General features: G+C 31.6%; 14 protein-coding genes. 1 reads left to right on the plus strand and 13 read right to left on the minus strand.

Annotation, left to right across the window (positions count from 1 at the left end; genetic code table 11):
* Positions 1-27: 27 nt before the first annotated feature.
* From HMPREF3247_RS08580 to spxA, 3 genes are all read right to left on the minus strand, one after another.
* On the minus strand, positions 28-1,014 hold the full coding sequence (locus HMPREF3247_RS08580) for a competence protein CoiA (RefSeq protein ID WP_000959288.1): 987 nt from the start codon (positions 1,012-1,014) through the stop codon (positions 28-30).
* A gap of 120 nt (positions 1,015-1,134) precedes the next feature.
* Positions 1,135-1,854 (minus strand): adaptor protein MecA, encoded by a 720-nt coding sequence (gene mecA / locus HMPREF3247_RS08585; RefSeq protein WP_064130006.1) that lies wholly within the window; start codon positions 1,852-1,854, stop codon positions 1,135-1,137.
* Positions 1,855-2,225: 371 nt separating this feature from the next.
* A complete protein-coding gene (gene spxA / locus HMPREF3247_RS08590; protein ID WP_000258003.1) occupies positions 2,226-2,621 on the minus strand; it encodes a transcriptional regulator SpxA in 396 nt (131 codons plus the stop codon).
* A gap of 294 nt (positions 2,622-2,915) precedes the next feature.
* On the opposite strand from spxA, the gene trpS reads away from it, so the two are divergent.
* Positions 2,916-3,905: a tryptophan--tRNA ligase gene (gene trpS / locus HMPREF3247_RS08595; protein WP_000448934.1), complete on the plus strand. Its 990-nt coding sequence runs from the start codon at positions 2,916-2,918 to the stop codon at positions 3,903-3,905.
* A gap of 41 nt (positions 3,906-3,946) precedes the next feature.
* On the opposite strand, the gene opp4C is transcribed toward trpS, so the two are convergent.
* The 10 genes from opp4C to opp3b form a co-directional block, all read right to left on the minus strand.
* A complete protein-coding gene (opp4C, locus tag HMPREF3247_RS08600; protein WP_001180274.1) occupies positions 3,947-4,828 on the minus strand; it encodes an oligopeptide ABC transporter permease in 882 nt (293 codons plus the stop codon).
* A gap of 11 nt (positions 4,829-4,839) precedes the next feature.
* On the minus strand, positions 4,840-5,802 hold the full coding sequence (gene opp4B / locus HMPREF3247_RS08605) for an oligopeptide ABC transporter permease (protein ID WP_000239820.1): 963 nt from the start codon (positions 5,800-5,802) through the stop codon (positions 4,840-4,842).
* Complete coding sequence (locus HMPREF3247_RS08610; protein ID WP_000427772.1) at positions 5,795-6,775, minus strand: ABC transporter ATP-binding protein; 981 nt, start codon at positions 6,773-6,775, stop codon at positions 5,795-5,797. Before HMPREF3247_RS08610 ends, opp4B begins: the two co-directional genes overlap by 8 nt.
* A gap of 2 nt (positions 6,776-6,777) precedes the next feature.
* Positions 6,778-7,764 carry an ABC transporter ATP-binding protein gene (locus HMPREF3247_RS08615; RefSeq protein ID WP_001067044.1) on the minus strand — a complete coding sequence of 329 codons (987 nt, stop codon included), beginning with the start codon at positions 7,762-7,764 and terminating at the stop codon, positions 6,778-6,780.
* A 50-nt stretch (positions 7,765-7,814) separates the two neighbouring features.
* Complete coding sequence (opp4A, locus tag HMPREF3247_RS08620; protein ID WP_000517187.1) at positions 7,815-9,530, minus strand: oligopeptide ABC transporter substrate-binding protein; 1,716 nt, start codon at positions 9,528-9,530, stop codon at positions 7,815-7,817.
* Between the two features lie 211 nt (positions 9,531-9,741).
* Complete coding sequence (locus HMPREF3247_RS08625) at positions 9,742-11,397, minus strand: peptide ABC transporter substrate-binding protein (protein ID WP_000197016.1); 1,656 nt, start codon at positions 11,395-11,397, stop codon at positions 9,742-9,744.
* Between the two features lie 18 nt (positions 11,398-11,415).
* Positions 11,416-12,357, minus strand: a complete 942-nt coding sequence (locus HMPREF3247_RS08630; RefSeq protein ID WP_000786735.1) for an ABC transporter ATP-binding protein — start codon at positions 12,355-12,357, stop codon at positions 11,416-11,418.
* Positions 12,347-13,429 carry an ABC transporter ATP-binding protein gene (locus tag HMPREF3247_RS08635; protein WP_000140050.1) on the minus strand — a complete coding sequence of 361 codons (1,083 nt, stop codon included), beginning with the start codon at positions 13,427-13,429 and terminating at the stop codon, positions 12,347-12,349. The genes HMPREF3247_RS08630 and HMPREF3247_RS08635 overlap by 11 nt, the downstream gene beginning before the upstream one ends.
* A 15-nt stretch (positions 13,430-13,444) precedes the next feature.
* On the minus strand, positions 13,445-14,515 hold the full coding sequence (opp3C, locus tag HMPREF3247_RS08640) for an oligopeptide ABC transporter permease (protein WP_000829632.1): 1,071 nt from the start codon (positions 14,513-14,515) through the stop codon (positions 13,445-13,447).
* On the minus strand, positions 14,515-15,441 hold the full coding sequence (gene opp3b, locus HMPREF3247_RS08645; protein WP_000521533.1) for an oligopeptide ABC transporter permease: 927 nt from the start codon (positions 15,439-15,441) through the stop codon (positions 14,515-14,517). Before opp3b ends, opp3C begins: the two co-directional genes overlap by 1 nt.
* Between the last annotated feature and the right edge of the window lie 12 nt (positions 15,442-15,453).

A 15,453-nucleotide genomic window follows, 5' to 3' on the forward strand; every position in this document is an offset into this window, starting at 1 on the left:
AAATATAATTGATATAATTTTCTCATTTTAGAACAAAATTTGCACGTCATTACCTCTATCTGAACAAATATTTAAATAATTGTTAATAAGTTTTTCTATAATTGCTGTTTTACTTTCTAGAGCAACAATAAATTTTTTCAGTTTAAAATAATTAAGGTTGTCATTTACTAATTTGCTTTTTCCATTCTTTAACCATAAATCAACTTGTAATTGCCACTCAATTGGATGATTTTCAATATAAATTTGCTCTGGAAAAATATAACCATAATTGTGCACTACTTCTTGATCAGTTAACTGTAATTGATACATTGCACTTAAAGTGGGTTCTAAAACAGAATTTTGCCAGCGACAATATTTGATATATTGATTAATTGTGAACTTTGATAATTTATAAACAGCATGATAATCACAAGGCGCCTCATTAAACAACTCACTAATTTTGGCATTTCTTTTTTCAGCGACATATTTGTGCCCGCCTAAATATTGTATTTGTTGAAACATCATTATTTGTTTTTTCTCTAAATTGAACGTATGAAGTTTTCGAGTGAATGGATTAATAAACATACTTTGAAAATGATTGAACTTCACTTTATTATGACAATAATCAACATCATTTAATAACCAACTTACTTTATATCCCATTTTCTTTAAACCTTCCGTTCGTTGAAGAATCTGTTTATAAGGAATTGGCGAATACTGTAGCTCAATAACATATTTATTATTAATCAAAATATCCGGAATTTGTTTTATTTCTTTTAAAAATGGCTCTATCTCTACTTTACATCCTTGTTGCTGTATCATCTGTGCTAAAATCAATTTACTTTTATAATGTTTAATCGTTTCATTATTAAAACATTTTTGTTCCGCTAAATGTTTATGTGCAAAATGACTAATTACTTTGAGCCCACGCTTTAAAATAACTTGCTTGCCACACACCGGACAAAAATATTGTGTCTTTCTCAATGCAGTAGTTGCTAACACACGTTCCTTTTCTTCATTTAAAGCTACTAACATATCTTCACCTCAAAATATTACACGTAAGTTTAACTACTATTACTTTTTCAGCTTTTGAAATCAATAAAAAAAGAGACTCCAAAGAGTCTCCTTTCATAGTGCGTTGCTTAATTAATATCGTTATTCAGTTGTCTCTGGAAAATAACGTCGAACTTGAGCTGTTACGTTATGACTCATAATTATTTTAGCATAGTCATTTAAATAAACTTTTGTTCTGTCTGTTGGATAAGCAAATTCAAGCAATTGACTGTAACTATCATTAATGACTTCTTGATCAACATGACTATCAAAATGTACAGCATAATAATAAGTACCATCAACCATATATAACAAATCTTCAAACTCTGTAGTTATTGGATTGCTATGATATGCATAATTAATAACATCTTCTAAATCGTTAAATTTCACAATGATTGTTCTTGTATTTTTACGTGCTGAAGACTTTTGACGTTTAGAACCTTGAGCTTCTTTTTCTTTTGTTCGTTGCTCGAATAATTCTTCTAATTGATCTTCACCTTCTAATGTTTGAGCTAACAATTCTTGAACTTGTTCATCAAATTGATCAGTTGCATCATCATCAGACATATTCATCATATCTTCATTTTTAGATTTAGAAATTGTGACTTCGACACCTTTTTCAAAGGCATGTACTTGAATCCATAATGGACCTTCTACAACAAAATCTTCTTCTTCGTTAATTTCATCCATCATTGACCAAAAGAATTCTTCGCCACGTTTGCGATTTGTCCATAAATCTTCACGACTAAATCCACGGGCCTCGATATCGCTATATGTTATAAACAATTTTACAGTTGTATCATCTACTCGTTCTATTCTCATATCATCTCACTCCTTACAGTCGATGAATAGTATCCACATTGTATTAAAGCATCAAACAAAATACAATTTATTTGTTTGATTTCTTTCTCTAAAATATTTTGGTAACTTATAATAACATATTCGTTGTAGCAAAACTATTTAAATGATTTATACAGTTAAAGCATTAAAGCACTTTCTTAATTTAATTTTACCTTATCATAGCAAATGTTTCACCCAAAACACTCTAATATAGAGCTATATTAACAATTGCACATTTGATTTAAAAGATACTAAGCAATTATTGTAAAATTAAAACCAAAAAAGCAACACTATAGAAATAGTGTTGCTTGACATATCTTTTAGTAAAGTAATGACACATAGTTAAATGGTTATTAGTCAACCATACGTTGTGCTTCTTGTAATTGGAACGTACGAACTTTTCTAGGTAAGAAACGTCGAATCTCGTCCTCATTATAACCAACTTGTAGTCGTTTATTATCTAAAATAATTGGACGACGTAATAAGCCAGGATTATCTTGAATGATTGAATATAAGTCTTGTAATGGTAGTGAATCAATATCAACATTTAATTTTTGGTATGTTTTAGAACGTGTAGAAATGATTTCATCAGTACCGTCTTCAGTCATTTTTAATATTTGCTTAATTTCATCAATTGTTAAATGTTCAGAAAAAATATTACGCTCCGTATACGGAATGTCATGTTCTTGTAACCATGCTTTCGCTTTACGGCAAGATGTGCAACTTGGTGAAGTAAATAATGTTACCATACATCTCACTCTCCTATTTGAATGAATAAAATTCATTGCTTAAAATTTAGTTATAGATCAAGAAAAAACATTTTTTTCTAAAATTCTTAATCGTTACTATTTATTATAACTATCTAACATTAAAATTAAATGAGAAAAACCTAATTTTTCAGATAAGTTTCTACACTTATAAAAAAGATTATTAATCCCTTTGTTAGTAGTAAGTTATACGTATATTCTAACACATCTTACATTTTTAAGAAATACTGTTATAATGATAATTATTAAAATATTACTAAGAAAGTAGGCATTTAAATGGAGACATTATTTTCAGGCATCCAACCTAGTGGAATTCCTACTATTGGAAATTATATTGGCGCACTAAAACAATTTGTTGATGTGCAAAATGACTATGATTGTTATTTCTGTATCGTAGATCAACATGCAATTACAATGCCACAAGATCGTTTAAAATTACGTAAACAGACCAGACAATTAGCAGCGATTTATTTAGCTTCTGGTATAGATCCAGACAAAGCAACATTGTTCATACAATCTGAAGTCCCTGCACACGTACAAGCAGGATGGATGTTAACTACGATTGCTTCTGTTGGAGAATTAGAGCGTATGACACAATACAAAGATAAAGCTCAGAAAGCAGTTGAAGGTATACCTGCTGGTCTATTAACATATCCACCTTTAATGGCAGCTGATATTGTTCTTTACAATACTAATATCGTTCCAGTTGGAGATGACCAAAAGCAGCATATCGAATTGACTCGTAACCTTGTAGATAGATTTAATAGTCGCTATAATGATGTGCTTGTGAAACCTGAAATTCGTATGCCTAAAGTTGGTGGACGTGTCATGAGTTTACAAGATCCAACAAGAAAAATGAGTAAGAGTGATGATAATGCTAAAAACTTCATTTCATTATTGGACGAGCCGAATGTTGCAGCTAAAAAAATTAAAAGCGCAGTAACTGATTCAGATGGTATTATTAAATTTGATCGTGACAACAAGCCAGGTATAACAAATTTAATTTCAATATACGCTGGATTAACCGACATGCCAATTAAAGATATTGAGGCAAAATATGAAGGGGAAGGTTATGGTAAATTTAAAGGTGACCTTGCTGAAATAGTTAAAGCATTTTTAGTAGAATTCCAAGAAAAATACGAAAGTTTCTATAACTCAGATAAACTTGATGATATTTTAGATCAAGGTAGAGACAAAGCGCACAAAGTTTCATTTAAAACAGTGAAGAAAATGGAAAAAGCGATGGGATTAGGACGTAAGAGATAAAATAAAGAGGTACTAGAATTAACTAGTGCCTCTTTTATTATTTAACGTCTACCTCTAGGATTAAAAGCATCTTTAAGCCCTTCCCCTACAAAGTTTATACTTAATATAGTTAATGTAATCATTATAGCAGGTGGCATCCATATCCACGGTTTACCACTTATAACATCCCCTTCTTGAGCATCACTCAACATATTACCCCAAGATGGTATTGCTTTACTAATTCCGAATCCTAAAAAGCTCAATCCTGATTCCACTACAATCATACCGGCAAATAACAATGTTGCTTGTACGATAACTACACTTAATATATTCGGCAAAAGATGTTTCAAAATAATTTTATATGTGGGTGTACCAATTGATTTTGCTGCCAAAAAGTATTCATTTTCTTTTTCTTGAAGTACTTTACCACGAACAAGTCTTGCAATACCTCCCCAACTTAATACGATAATAACTAGAACAAGAATTATGGCAGATCCATAAGGATTTTTAATTTTATCTCCAAGTGCAGCATTTAATACAATTGCAAATATTAAAAATGGAAATAACATAACAAATTCGGTTATTCTCATTAATAATGTATCAACAATACCTCCAAAATAACCAGAAATCACTCCAACTGTAATTCCAATCAAAAGCATTCCTATTGTAGATGTAATTCCAATGGATAATGAAATACGACCTGCATATAACAAACGACTAAAGTTATCCCTACCACCAGAGTCTGTACCAAGAATGTTTTGTGCTGTCATTTCACCTTTTATATTTAATAAATCTTGTTGGTTCACTGGAAAAGGAGCTATTAATGGCGCTATAATTGATATAATAGTTATGATTAATAAAAAAATAATCGATAACATTGCAATTTTATTATGAATAAATCTAGACAATGCAATTTTAAAAGGCGATTTTGACTTATTTTGCATTCCAATCCCCCCTAGTTACTTCTAATTCTTGGATCTATAAATCCATAAGTAATATCAGAAATCAAATTACCCAGTAAACCTAAAAATGAGAAAAACAACGTTAATGCCATCATTAATGGATAGTCTTGACCTATTACCGATTCTAAAAATAATTTACCGATACCGTTATATGAAAAGATAGTCTCAGTAATCACAGCTCCACCTAAAATACTTACAATATCCGCACCTAAAAATGTAATAATAGGTATTAAAGAATTTCTCAATATATGTTTATTATAAATTTTATTCATAGATAATCCTTTTGACCTTGCCGTCAATACATAATCTTTTTTAGAATTTTCAATAATATCATTACGTAAATATTGAATATAACCAGCAGTAGATAATAATCCTAAAGTTAATGCAGGCAAAAATGTATGATAAATTTTACTCATATAATATTCAAAAGTACCTTCTTTAAGGTTAATATCAACAGAACCTTGAAACGGAAACCATTGTAATTCAAAAGAAAAAATAAAAATTGCAAATACTCCCGCAATAAAAGATGGAATAGCTAACATCAAATAATTAAATATTTGCACAGTATAATCAGTCAAACTGTAAGAATATCTACCTGACGTTATTCCTAAAGCAAATGAGATAATATAAGTAATAATTAATGACATAGCACCGAGTAATATTGTATTTGGAATTCTTTCCTCAATAACATCAATTACCGGCCTTTTATATTTGATTGACTCCCCTAAATCACCATGTATAACATGATTGACCCATCTAATGTATTGATGTGATATAGAGTCGTTGAGGCCTAACTTTTCCCTTTGTGCATTTATCGCTTCTTGTTTTATTTTTCCGTTTTGTAAATCTGAAAATGGATCTCCTGGTTGAATGATAGCTAATGAAAATACAACAATAGAAATTAAAATTAGTAACGGAATCATTAAACCTAATCTCTTTAATATTAATTTAACCATTTAAATCACCTACTTTATTTACATAAAAACAAGCAACTTGATGTTCATCACCAATGTCCTTTAATTGTGGTATATTTTCTTTACATTTATCTTTTGCAATCGGACATCTTGTATGAAAAGGACAACCTTGCGGCGGATTACTTGGCGAAGGTAATTCTCCTTTTAATATAATTCTATTGTTATTATGTTTATCAATTTGTGGTATTGATGAAATCAACGCTTTTGTATATGGATGTTTGGGATTTTCATAAATTTCTTTATCAGATGCGATTTCAACTATATGACCTAAATACATAACTCCAATGACATCACTTATATGTTTTACTACACTTAAATCATGTGCGATAAATAAATAGCTTAAGTTAAATTGTTCTTGTAAATCTTTTAATAAATTCAGTACTTGAGATTGAACAGATACATCTAATGCACTTACAGGCTCATCAGCAACAATTAAACTCGGACGCAAAGCCAATGCTCTTGCAATTCCCACTCTTTGTCTCTGTCCACCTGAAAATTCATGTGCATATTTATAATATGTATCTTCACTTAGGCCAACACATTTTAATAAATATAGTACTTCTTTTTTTATTTCTTCTTTTGGCAATTTTTTATAATTTAAAATAGGTTCTGAAATGATATCTCCAACCATTTGCATCGGATTCAATGATGCATACGGATCTTGAAATATCATCTGATATTGTTGTCGTGATTTTCTGAGTTTTTTACCTTGTAATCTTGTTATATCTTCACCATTAACAATTATTGAGCCTGAAGTTGCATCTTCAAGCCTGATAATCACTTTACCTAACGTTGACTTACCACAACCCGATTCTCCTACTAATCCAAAAGTTTGTCCTTTTTTTATTGAAAACGATACGTCATCAACAGCTTTAACGTACTGAGTTTTTTGTAATAATCCAGTTTTAATTTTGTAGTATTTTTTTATTTGGTTGACTTCTAAAATATTTTCCATTCTTATATCTCCTTATATTCATTTTTGTACAAATGACAACGTACAATGACGTCTTCACAAACATGCATTTTAGGAGATTGATTATTACAAATATCCAGTTTTTTGTTACATCTATTTGCAAATCTGCACTTATTAACGTGAAATGCTTGGATTGATGGCACAATTCCTTCTATCGTTTCAAGTCGTTTCTGCTCTTCTTTAAGTTTTGGAATTGTTGATAATAATTTTTGGGTATAAGGATGTTTCGGATTGTGTAGTATTTCTTTTATGCCTCCAATTTCTACAATTTGACCTGCATACATAACTAAGACTTTATCGCAAAACTCAGCAACTACACTCAAATCATGTGTAATCATCATAATTGCCATTTGCGTTTCCTTTTGCAATTCTTTTAATAAGTCTAATATTTGCGCTTGAATCGTGACATCCAATGCTGTTGTAGGTTCATCAGCAATTAATAATTTAGGAGAACATGAAATGGCCATTGCAATCATTACTCTTTGTCTCATACCACCAGATAATTGATGAGGATAGCTATTTAATATTTCATCTTGTCTAGCAATTCCAACTTTTTTTAGTAAATCTTTTGCTAAGTTATTTGCTTCTTTTTTAGAAATTTTTTTATGTGATTTTATAGATTCCACAAGTTGATTTTTTATGGTAAATACAGGATTTAAAGCAGTCATAGGTTCTTGAAAAATCATAGCAATATCATTTCCTCGAATATCTAGCAATTGCTTCTCATTGAGCGTATCGATTCGTTTACCATCAAATATAACTTCTCCATTACTTAGTTTAGATATCTTTTCTGGTAATAATTTAATAATTGACTTACTTAATATGGACTTACCGCAACCAGATTCCCCTACTATACCCAAAACTTCTCCTTTAGATAATTCAAAAGAAATATTTTCAACAGTTGCTAACCATTCATTATTTATTTTTAATGATGTTTCTAAATCTTTAACCTCTAACAATACATTATTCATAACATCCCCCCATATAAGTAAACCTTGACAAAATCGTCGAGGTTACATTACTAAGCTTCTTTAGTTAAATTATATAAACTTTGATCAGTTCCAATTTCAATGTCTAAGTTTCGTACTTTATCGTTAACAATAGTTATCGATTTACCTTGGAACATTGGTAATCCAGGTAATTCATCATTCATATATTTTTGCCATTTAACATAAATATCTTTACGTTTCTTTTCATCAATGCCTACTTTTTCGAAGTCTAATGCATCATCTAAATATTGATCTGATTTTGGTAAAACTGTTCTCATTTCATTTTGAGGTCTATCAGTGTGGTATAAATCTGATGGATCTGGATCTGTACCTCCTGCCCATGATCTGAAGTACACTTCCATATCTTTAGATGCATTTGCTAAGTCTTCATTATATTTACCGAATTCTACTAACTTCACATTTGTTTTCAAGCCAACTTTTTCCCAGAAATCTTTTATCGCAGCAGTTCTTGGTTCAAAAGTAGGATTAGAACCTGAATAATGTTTAAAGTTAATCTCAAATTTATTACCTTTAGGATCTTCTCTAAATCCGTCACCATCTCTATCTTTATAACCTAACTTATCTAAGATTTTTTTAGCTTTTTCAGGATCATATTTGTAATCATTTAGGTCCTTAGGATTGGCTGCTATCCAATGCATAGATGGTACAAAACTATTGATTTCACTAGCGTAACCATTGAAAAACGCTTTGATCCATTTTTCTCTATCAATTGCATAAAGCATTGCTTTACGTAATTCTTTGTCTTCATATTTTGGTCTCACTTTACCAGTTTTATTAGCTTTTTTATCGTAATCATGAGATACGAATCCTATTAAACCGTAGTCTAAGCTTGGCGCAGATAATACCTTGAGACCAGCATTAGATGACTTAGCATCTTTTGCCATTGCACCGGTAGCATCATTCGCAACATCAATATCGCCTTTTTCCATTGCCTTAATAATTTGCGCTTGATCAATAACTTTTAAATTGATTTTGTCTAGTGCAGGCTTACCTTGCCAATAATCATCAAATTTAACGAGTTGAACAGCCTCACCTGGAACGATTTTCTTAACTTTATACGGTCCAATACCAATAGGATATTTTCGGATTTTATCTGATTTCGCTAAATCTTTAATTGGTACATCTGATAAATATTTTTTACTTAATAAAGGTCCAGTAATAAATCCTGTTAAGTAATTTTCTTGTTTTTTATCAAATGTAACCTGCATAGTGTAGTCATCTATTTTCTTCAATCCGCTAATATGATCAGTTTTTCCTTCATGATAATCTTTCGCACCTTGGATATTTTCTACACTTGGATAATAAGCACCTTCGTAGTCCTTGTTAGCTAAGACTTCAATTGAATAAATCCAATCATCAATTTTCAATTCATTACCATCATGCCATTTAATACCTTTTTTAATTTTAAATTCTATTTTCTTAGCCGGCTCGATGTCCTTCCATGAAGCAATATATGCCTTAGGACGTATTTTTTTATCAGTTGCTAATAAGCTTTCGTTAAAATATCCTTCAACTACAGAATCTGCATGTGTACTATTTAATAACGAAGAATAAACACCACTTGGCGGTGCTGTTAATGCTACATTTAAGGTACCACCTTTATGTTTTGAGGTTTCCGTTTTAGTAGCATCTTTTACTCCTTCATCTTTATTACTGCTTTTTCCGCAAGCACTCAACACTAAAACGACAATAAGAAGTATTGAAATATATTTAATTAGCTTCCCCATACATATGCCTCCTACTTTCAATCTAATTTTTTCTTTTTAGTTTACTCATAGAAAAAATTATTACAAGTTTATTTTTAGAATATTCAGTTATTTATGCATTTAATCAATTTCAGTAATTTAAAAAACGACTTATTTTAAATTTTTATTCCCAAAGTTTTTATCCAACACAAAAAGACTGGAGATATGTCTCCAGCCTAATTTACAAAGCATATTATTTTTTCTTCTTACCTGTTTCTTTATCTATCGATTTATCAATATATACATGTTTAAGTGAGTTATTTGGACCAAATTTATGGTAAATTAATCCTTTTACTTGAGGATTTGTTAAATGTGCAACACCTTTTTGATAAATTGGTGCTACCGGTGCATCTCCTAGGAACATTTCTTCTGCTTTTTTCAAGTTTTCATATCGTTCGTTCGGTTGAAGTGCCAATTTGGTTCTTGCTACTTTAAGTAATTGATCATATTCTTTATTACCCCAGTCTGTATTATTTTGTGCGCTACCTGTGGTCATTGTTTCTAAATAAGCCATAGGATCAGGGTAATCTGCAGACCAACCACTAAGTGATGCTTCAAAATTGTTACTCAGTTCTAGTGATACTCTTTGTTTAAACGGTAATTGCTTAATTTTCAAAGTAACTCCTGGTAAATTTTTCTCAACTTGCGATTTGATATATTCAGCAGATATTTTTGCATCTGGTGTATCTTCTGTGTTCATTGAAAATGTCACTTCATTTTTACCTAACTCTTTTTTAGCTTTGTCCCAGTGTGCTCTTGCTTCTTTAGGATTATATTTTAAAGGCGAATTCATGGTACTCGCATAATCTTTGCCATTAGGCGCTTTCGCAATTCCTTTGGCTGTTAGTGTATCGGAAGGAATTGAGCCATTGTTTTTCACTGAATCAACGTATCCTTTTTTATCTATTGCTTGTGCGATAGCCAGTCTTAAATTTTTGTTTTTAAAATCAGGATATTGTTTTTCATTCATTTTTACAAAAAATGTCCCAGTCGTTAACACAAAGTTTAATCCTTTGTTATCTTTATATTTATTTACTTGATCTGCAGTAATAACTGCGTCATCTACTGATTCAGTATCATACAATGATGCACCGGCTTGTAAGTCTTTAATAACTTTATAATTCACTTTATCTAATTTTACATTCTTTTTATCCCAATAATACTGATTTTTAGATAGTAAGGTTTTATCTTCTTGTTTCCAATCATCAACTTTAAATGGACCATTGTATACCGCTCTATCAGCTGCCGTACCGTAATTTTTACCATATTTTTTGGCAACTTTTTCATTTTGAGGTGCAAAGGTATTAAGTGCTAATAATTGATTAATATATGGAACCGGCTTTTCTAAATCAATTTGTAATGTTTCATCATCTAATGCTTTGATACCTAATTGCTCTACAGGTTTCTTACCAGTACTAATATCACTCGCATTTTTAATGTCCCCCATAATGTATGCAAATTCAGAACCTGTTTTAGGGTCAACTGTTTTTCTCCAAGCATAAACAAAATCTTGCGCAGTCACTTTGTCACCATTGCTCCATTTAGCATCGCTTCTTAATTTAACCTTTAAAGTTTTACCATCTTTACTCTTTTCAGGAAAAGCTTTCGCAACACCTAACACCGGTTTGTCACCTTTTCCTAATGTGTATAAACCTTCGAATGTTTGCGCAGTCACTTCAGAAGATATTTCATCCGTTATTAATGATGTATCAAGGGATGTTAAGTCTGATGACAAAATTTTTCTGAATACTTGACCTTTATCTGAATAAATACCATCATCATTAGCACAACCACTTAATGCAATTGTAGCAATCAAAATTAAAATAAGTGTTCTAAATTTTCTCGTCATTGTATTTCCCCCTTCCCCTTAATTTTGTGTCACCAATTTATTTTCTCGTAGTTGTGCCGCTTCTTCTTCAGTACTAAAGACAAAATGCTGTGGTCTTATTTCATGTAATTGTCTTAAATGATTATTTGCTTCATCATCAATATAACTAAATCGTTTGCGACTGCGTTCTGATTCAGGATCAGGTTGTGGAATGGCTGATAATAAAGACTTAGTATAATCGTGTAATGGATTTTGATAAATTTCTTCTGCCGGTCCAATTTCAACTATTTTCCCAAAATGCATGACTGCAATACGATCTGAAATATACTTCACCATTGATAGATCATGAGCTATAAATAGGAACGTAATCCCTCTTTCACGTTGTAATTTTAATAATAAATTAACTACTTGAGCTTGGATTGAAACATCCAATGCCGATATTGGTTCGTCCGCGATAATGAATTCTGGTTCAACGGCTAATGCACGGGCAATTCCAATACGTTGGCGTTGTCCACCTGAAAATTCATGAGGATAGCGATTGGCATGTTCTTTACTTAATCCAACAGTTTCAAGTAAATCATAGACACGTTTTTTTCGGTCACGCTTATCAGTTGCTAAATGATGGATATCAATACCTTCAGCTACTATATCCATTACTTTTAACCTAGGATTTAAAGACGCATATGGGTCTTGAAAAATCATCTGTATCTTTTTATTAAATTTAAGCAAATCTTTACGTTTACGAATCTTTTGTATATCAATACCCTCATACAAAATTTCTCCACTTGTAATATCATTAAGTTTAATAATTGATTTACCAGTTGTAGATTTACCACACCCCGATTCTCCTACTAAACCTAATGTTTCCCCTTTGTATATATCAAACGAAATATTTTCAATCGCTCTCACTTCGTTTTTCTTTCCTGCGTTAAAATATTGCTTTAAATTTTTAATGGATAATAGCACTTCATCATTTTTCATTGAACGACACCCTTTCTACCTTGAGTGGTTTTTCATAATTATTAGGCATCGGTTTCATACGTTGTTTTACCAGCTCGGGTAGTTCAACTTTTGGTGCACGTGCGTCTAATAACCAAGATTTCACAAAATGTGTCGGTGAAACTTTAAACCACGGTGGTTCTACTTTAAAATCAATATCTAATGCATATTGACTACGTCTCGCAAATGCATCACCTTTAGGTGGGTGTAATAAATCAGGTGGCGCTCCAGGAATCGCTAGTAATGGTGTGTCATTTGTTGTTGATAAATCAGGCATTGACGATAATAATCCCCATGTATATGGATGCTTTGGATCATAAAATATTTCGTTAACATCTCCTGTTTCAACCATTTGACCACCATACATAACTGCCACTCTATCAGCAATATTCGCAACAACCCCTAAATCATGCGTTATAAAAATAATTGCTGTATCGATTTTTTGTTGTAGTTCTTTCATTAAATCTAAAATTTGTGCCTGCATCGTTACGTCTAATGCAGTCGTTGGTTCATCAGCAATGAGCACTTTAGGTTCACAAGCTAATGCGGTTGCAATAACAATTCTTTGCCTTTGTCCACCTGAAAATTGATGTGGATATGCTTTAAATCTTTTTTCTGCATTTGGTAAACCTACAAGATTTAGTATTTCCAATGCGCGCTTTTTAGCTTGTGCTTTACTATAATTTTTGTGCTTAATTAATGGTTCCATGACTTGTTTACCAATTTGCATCGTTGGGTTTAAAGATGTCATTGGATCTTGAAAGATCATTGAAATATCTTTGCCACGTAATTTAATTAACTCATTTTCAGGTTTTTTTGCTAAATCTTCCCCTAAAAATAAAATTTCTCCCTTTTTAATTCTTCCTGTGTCCCCTTGGAATAATTTTGTAATTGCTTTTGTTGTTACAGATTTACCTGAACCTGATTCACCAACAATTGCCAATGTTTCCCCCTTGTTTAAATAAAAATCTACACCTCTCACTGCCTGCACTTCCCCTGCTGTAATATCAAAGGAAACATGCAAATCATTTACTTCTAATATTCTTTCAGTCATATGCTATGCCCCCTTTTATTTACGCATTTTCGGATCAAATGCATCACGTAATCCATCACTAAATAAGTAAAAGAATAGAATTAATAAACTTAAAATCATTGCTGGTATAAATAATTCATGTGGATAAATTAATAACATTGCTCGCCCATCATTTACTAATGACCCTAACGATGTTTGAGGTGCGGGTACACCTATACCAATGAAACTTAAAAATGCTTCGAAGAAAATAGCACTAGGTACTGTAAACATTGATGTAACCACGATAGCACCTAATGTATTAGGTAAAATATGCTTAAATATCAATTTGAATTTTGAAGCCCCCAATGTTTTCGAAGCCATGACAAACTCTTGATTTTTTAATTTTAAAAATTCTCCACGTACAACTCTGCTCATGCCTAACCAGCCTGTGATAGACATAGCCAATATAATTGTCCAAATGGATGGTTCAAAAATTAATACAAATAAAATTACGACAATTAAATTCGGAATAGATGCTATGACTTCAAGTATACGTTGCATAATCGTATCGACACGTCCACCGAAGAATCCAGAAATCGCACCATATACAACGCCAATAAAAATATCTAACATCGCTGCAACAACACCGATAAACAATGAAATTTGAGCACCTTTCCATGTTCTTGTCCATAAATCTCGACCCAACTGATCAGTACCAAACCAATAATTTTCTTTAGCATTTGCTGCTTTATAAGCATCCTTGCCATCTGCATCTTTACCATCAAAAGGTAAAAATGGAACTTTGTCTAATACAGGTATTTTTGCCGGAAGATTTCTATGTTCTACATTTTGTTCAGCATAATCATGTTTATTTATAACTGGACCGATAAAAGCAAATATTACAATGATAATTAAACCTATCATACCGACAACAGCTAACTTATTTCGTTTTAACTGAGCCCAAGCATCTTGCCAAAAGTTTTTGCTTTCTCGTTGCATTTCAGGTTCCTGATTCAAATCTAATTCTCTAATAATAAAATCAGATGATGCGATAGCGTCAGAGGTATGCGTCATAGCTGCATTAGAATGATCGTCGTTAATCGACAAATTGTTTTTATTTTCAGCCATTATTTTTTACCTCCTTGAACACGAATTCGTGGATCTATCACACCGTACAAAATATCTACAATAAAAATAGAAACGATAAACAGTGTGCTAAATAATAGTGTGATTGCCATGATTACTGAGAAATCATTTGTTGTAATTGAACGTACGAATTGATCCCCTAATCCAGGAACCCCAAAAATATTTTCAATTGTTAAAGTGCCTGTTAAAATACTTGCTAACATGGGAACGATAATTGTAATAATTGGAATTAAAGCATTTCTAAGTGCATGTCCAAAAAGTACACGCATTGTCGAATTACCTTTAGCTCTCGCTAATAAAATATAGTCTGAACTTAATACCTCTATCATCTCTGCTCTTATGTATCTGGCGACAGTTGCTAAAACAGCTGCAGATAATGCAAGTGACGGTAATACCGCGGTCGAAAAACCTTCCCATCCAGCTACTGGGAACCATCTTAATTTAACTGCAAATACATATTGTAAAAGTACAGCAAGTACAAAAGATGGTACAGATACTGCAATAACTGAAATAACTGTAGTTGTATAGTCAACCCAAGAATTTTGTTTAGTAGCTGCTGCAACACCTAAAATAAGTCCCAGTATCACACCGATGAACATTGCTGTAAGACCCATTTCAAAAGAAGGTAGTAGTCTCGGTTTAATCAAATCCCACACAGGTTGATTATGATACTGGAATGAATTACCAAAATCGCCTGTAACAACATTTTTTAAATAATGTAAATACTGCGTAGCTACAGGATCATTTAATCCATATTTTTCATTTAAAATTTCTTTTTGTTCAGCATTTAATTTAGCATCGTTAAATGGCGAACCTGGCATTAATTTCATTAAGAAAAATGTAATTGTAATAATAATAAATAAAGAAATAAGCATATAAATAAATCGTTTGAAAATATATTTCCCCATCTAATCCCCTCC

Origin of the sequence: Staphylococcus sp. HMSC36A10, from assembly GCF_001838845.1 — a bacterium.
GTDB classification, from domain to species: domain Bacteria; phylum Bacillota; class Bacilli; order Staphylococcales; family Staphylococcaceae; genus Staphylococcus; species Staphylococcus aureus.

Bases quoted from the DNA above. Each gene is read 5' to 3' on its own strand.
- mecA (WP_064130006.1), bottom strand. From the start codon at position 1,854: ATGAGAATAGAACGAGTAGATGATACAACTGTAAAATTGTTTATAACA.
- opp4C (WP_001180274.1), bottom strand. From the start codon at position 4,828: ATGCAAAATAAGTCAAAATCGCCTTTTAAAATTGCATTGTCTAGATTT.
- opp3b (WP_000521533.1), bottom strand. From the start codon at position 15,441: ATGGGGAAATATATTTTCAAACGATTTATTTATATGCTTATTTCTTTA.
- HMPREF3247_RS08625 (WP_000197016.1), bottom strand. From the start codon at position 11,397: ATGACGAGAAAATTTAGAACACTTATTTTAATTTTGATTGCTACAATT.
- opp3C (WP_000829632.1), bottom strand. From the start codon at position 14,515: ATGGCTGAAAATAAAAACAATTTGTCGATTAACGACGATCATTCTAAT.
- trpS (WP_000448934.1), top strand. From the start codon at position 2,916: ATGGAGACATTATTTTCAGGCATCCAACCTAGTGGAATTCCTACTATT.
- HMPREF3247_RS08615 (WP_001067044.1), bottom strand. From the start codon at position 7,764: ATGAATAATGTATTGTTAGAGGTTAAAGATTTAGAAACATCATTAAAA.
- HMPREF3247_RS08635 (WP_000140050.1), bottom strand. From the start codon at position 13,429: ATGACTGAAAGAATATTAGAAGTAAATGATTTGCATGTTTCCTTTGAT.
- opp4A (WP_000517187.1), bottom strand. From the start codon at position 9,530: ATGGGGAAGCTAATTAAATATATTTCAATACTTCTTATTGTCGTTTTA.
- HMPREF3247_RS08580 (WP_000959288.1), bottom strand. From the start codon at position 1,014: ATGTTAGTAGCTTTAAATGAAGAAAAGGAACGTGTGTTAGCAACTACT.
- HMPREF3247_RS08630 (WP_000786735.1), bottom strand. From the start codon at position 12,357: ATGAAAAATGATGAAGTGCTATTATCCATTAAAAATTTAAAGCAATAT.
- spxA (WP_000258003.1), bottom strand. From the start codon at position 2,621: ATGGTAACATTATTTACTTCACCAAGTTGCACATCTTGCCGTAAAGCG.
- opp4B (WP_000239820.1), bottom strand. From the start codon at position 5,802: ATGGTTAAATTAATATTAAAGAGATTAGGTTTAATGATTCCGTTACTA.
- HMPREF3247_RS08610 (WP_000427772.1), bottom strand. From the start codon at position 6,775: ATGGAAAATATTTTAGAAGTCAACCAAATAAAAAAATACTACAAAATT.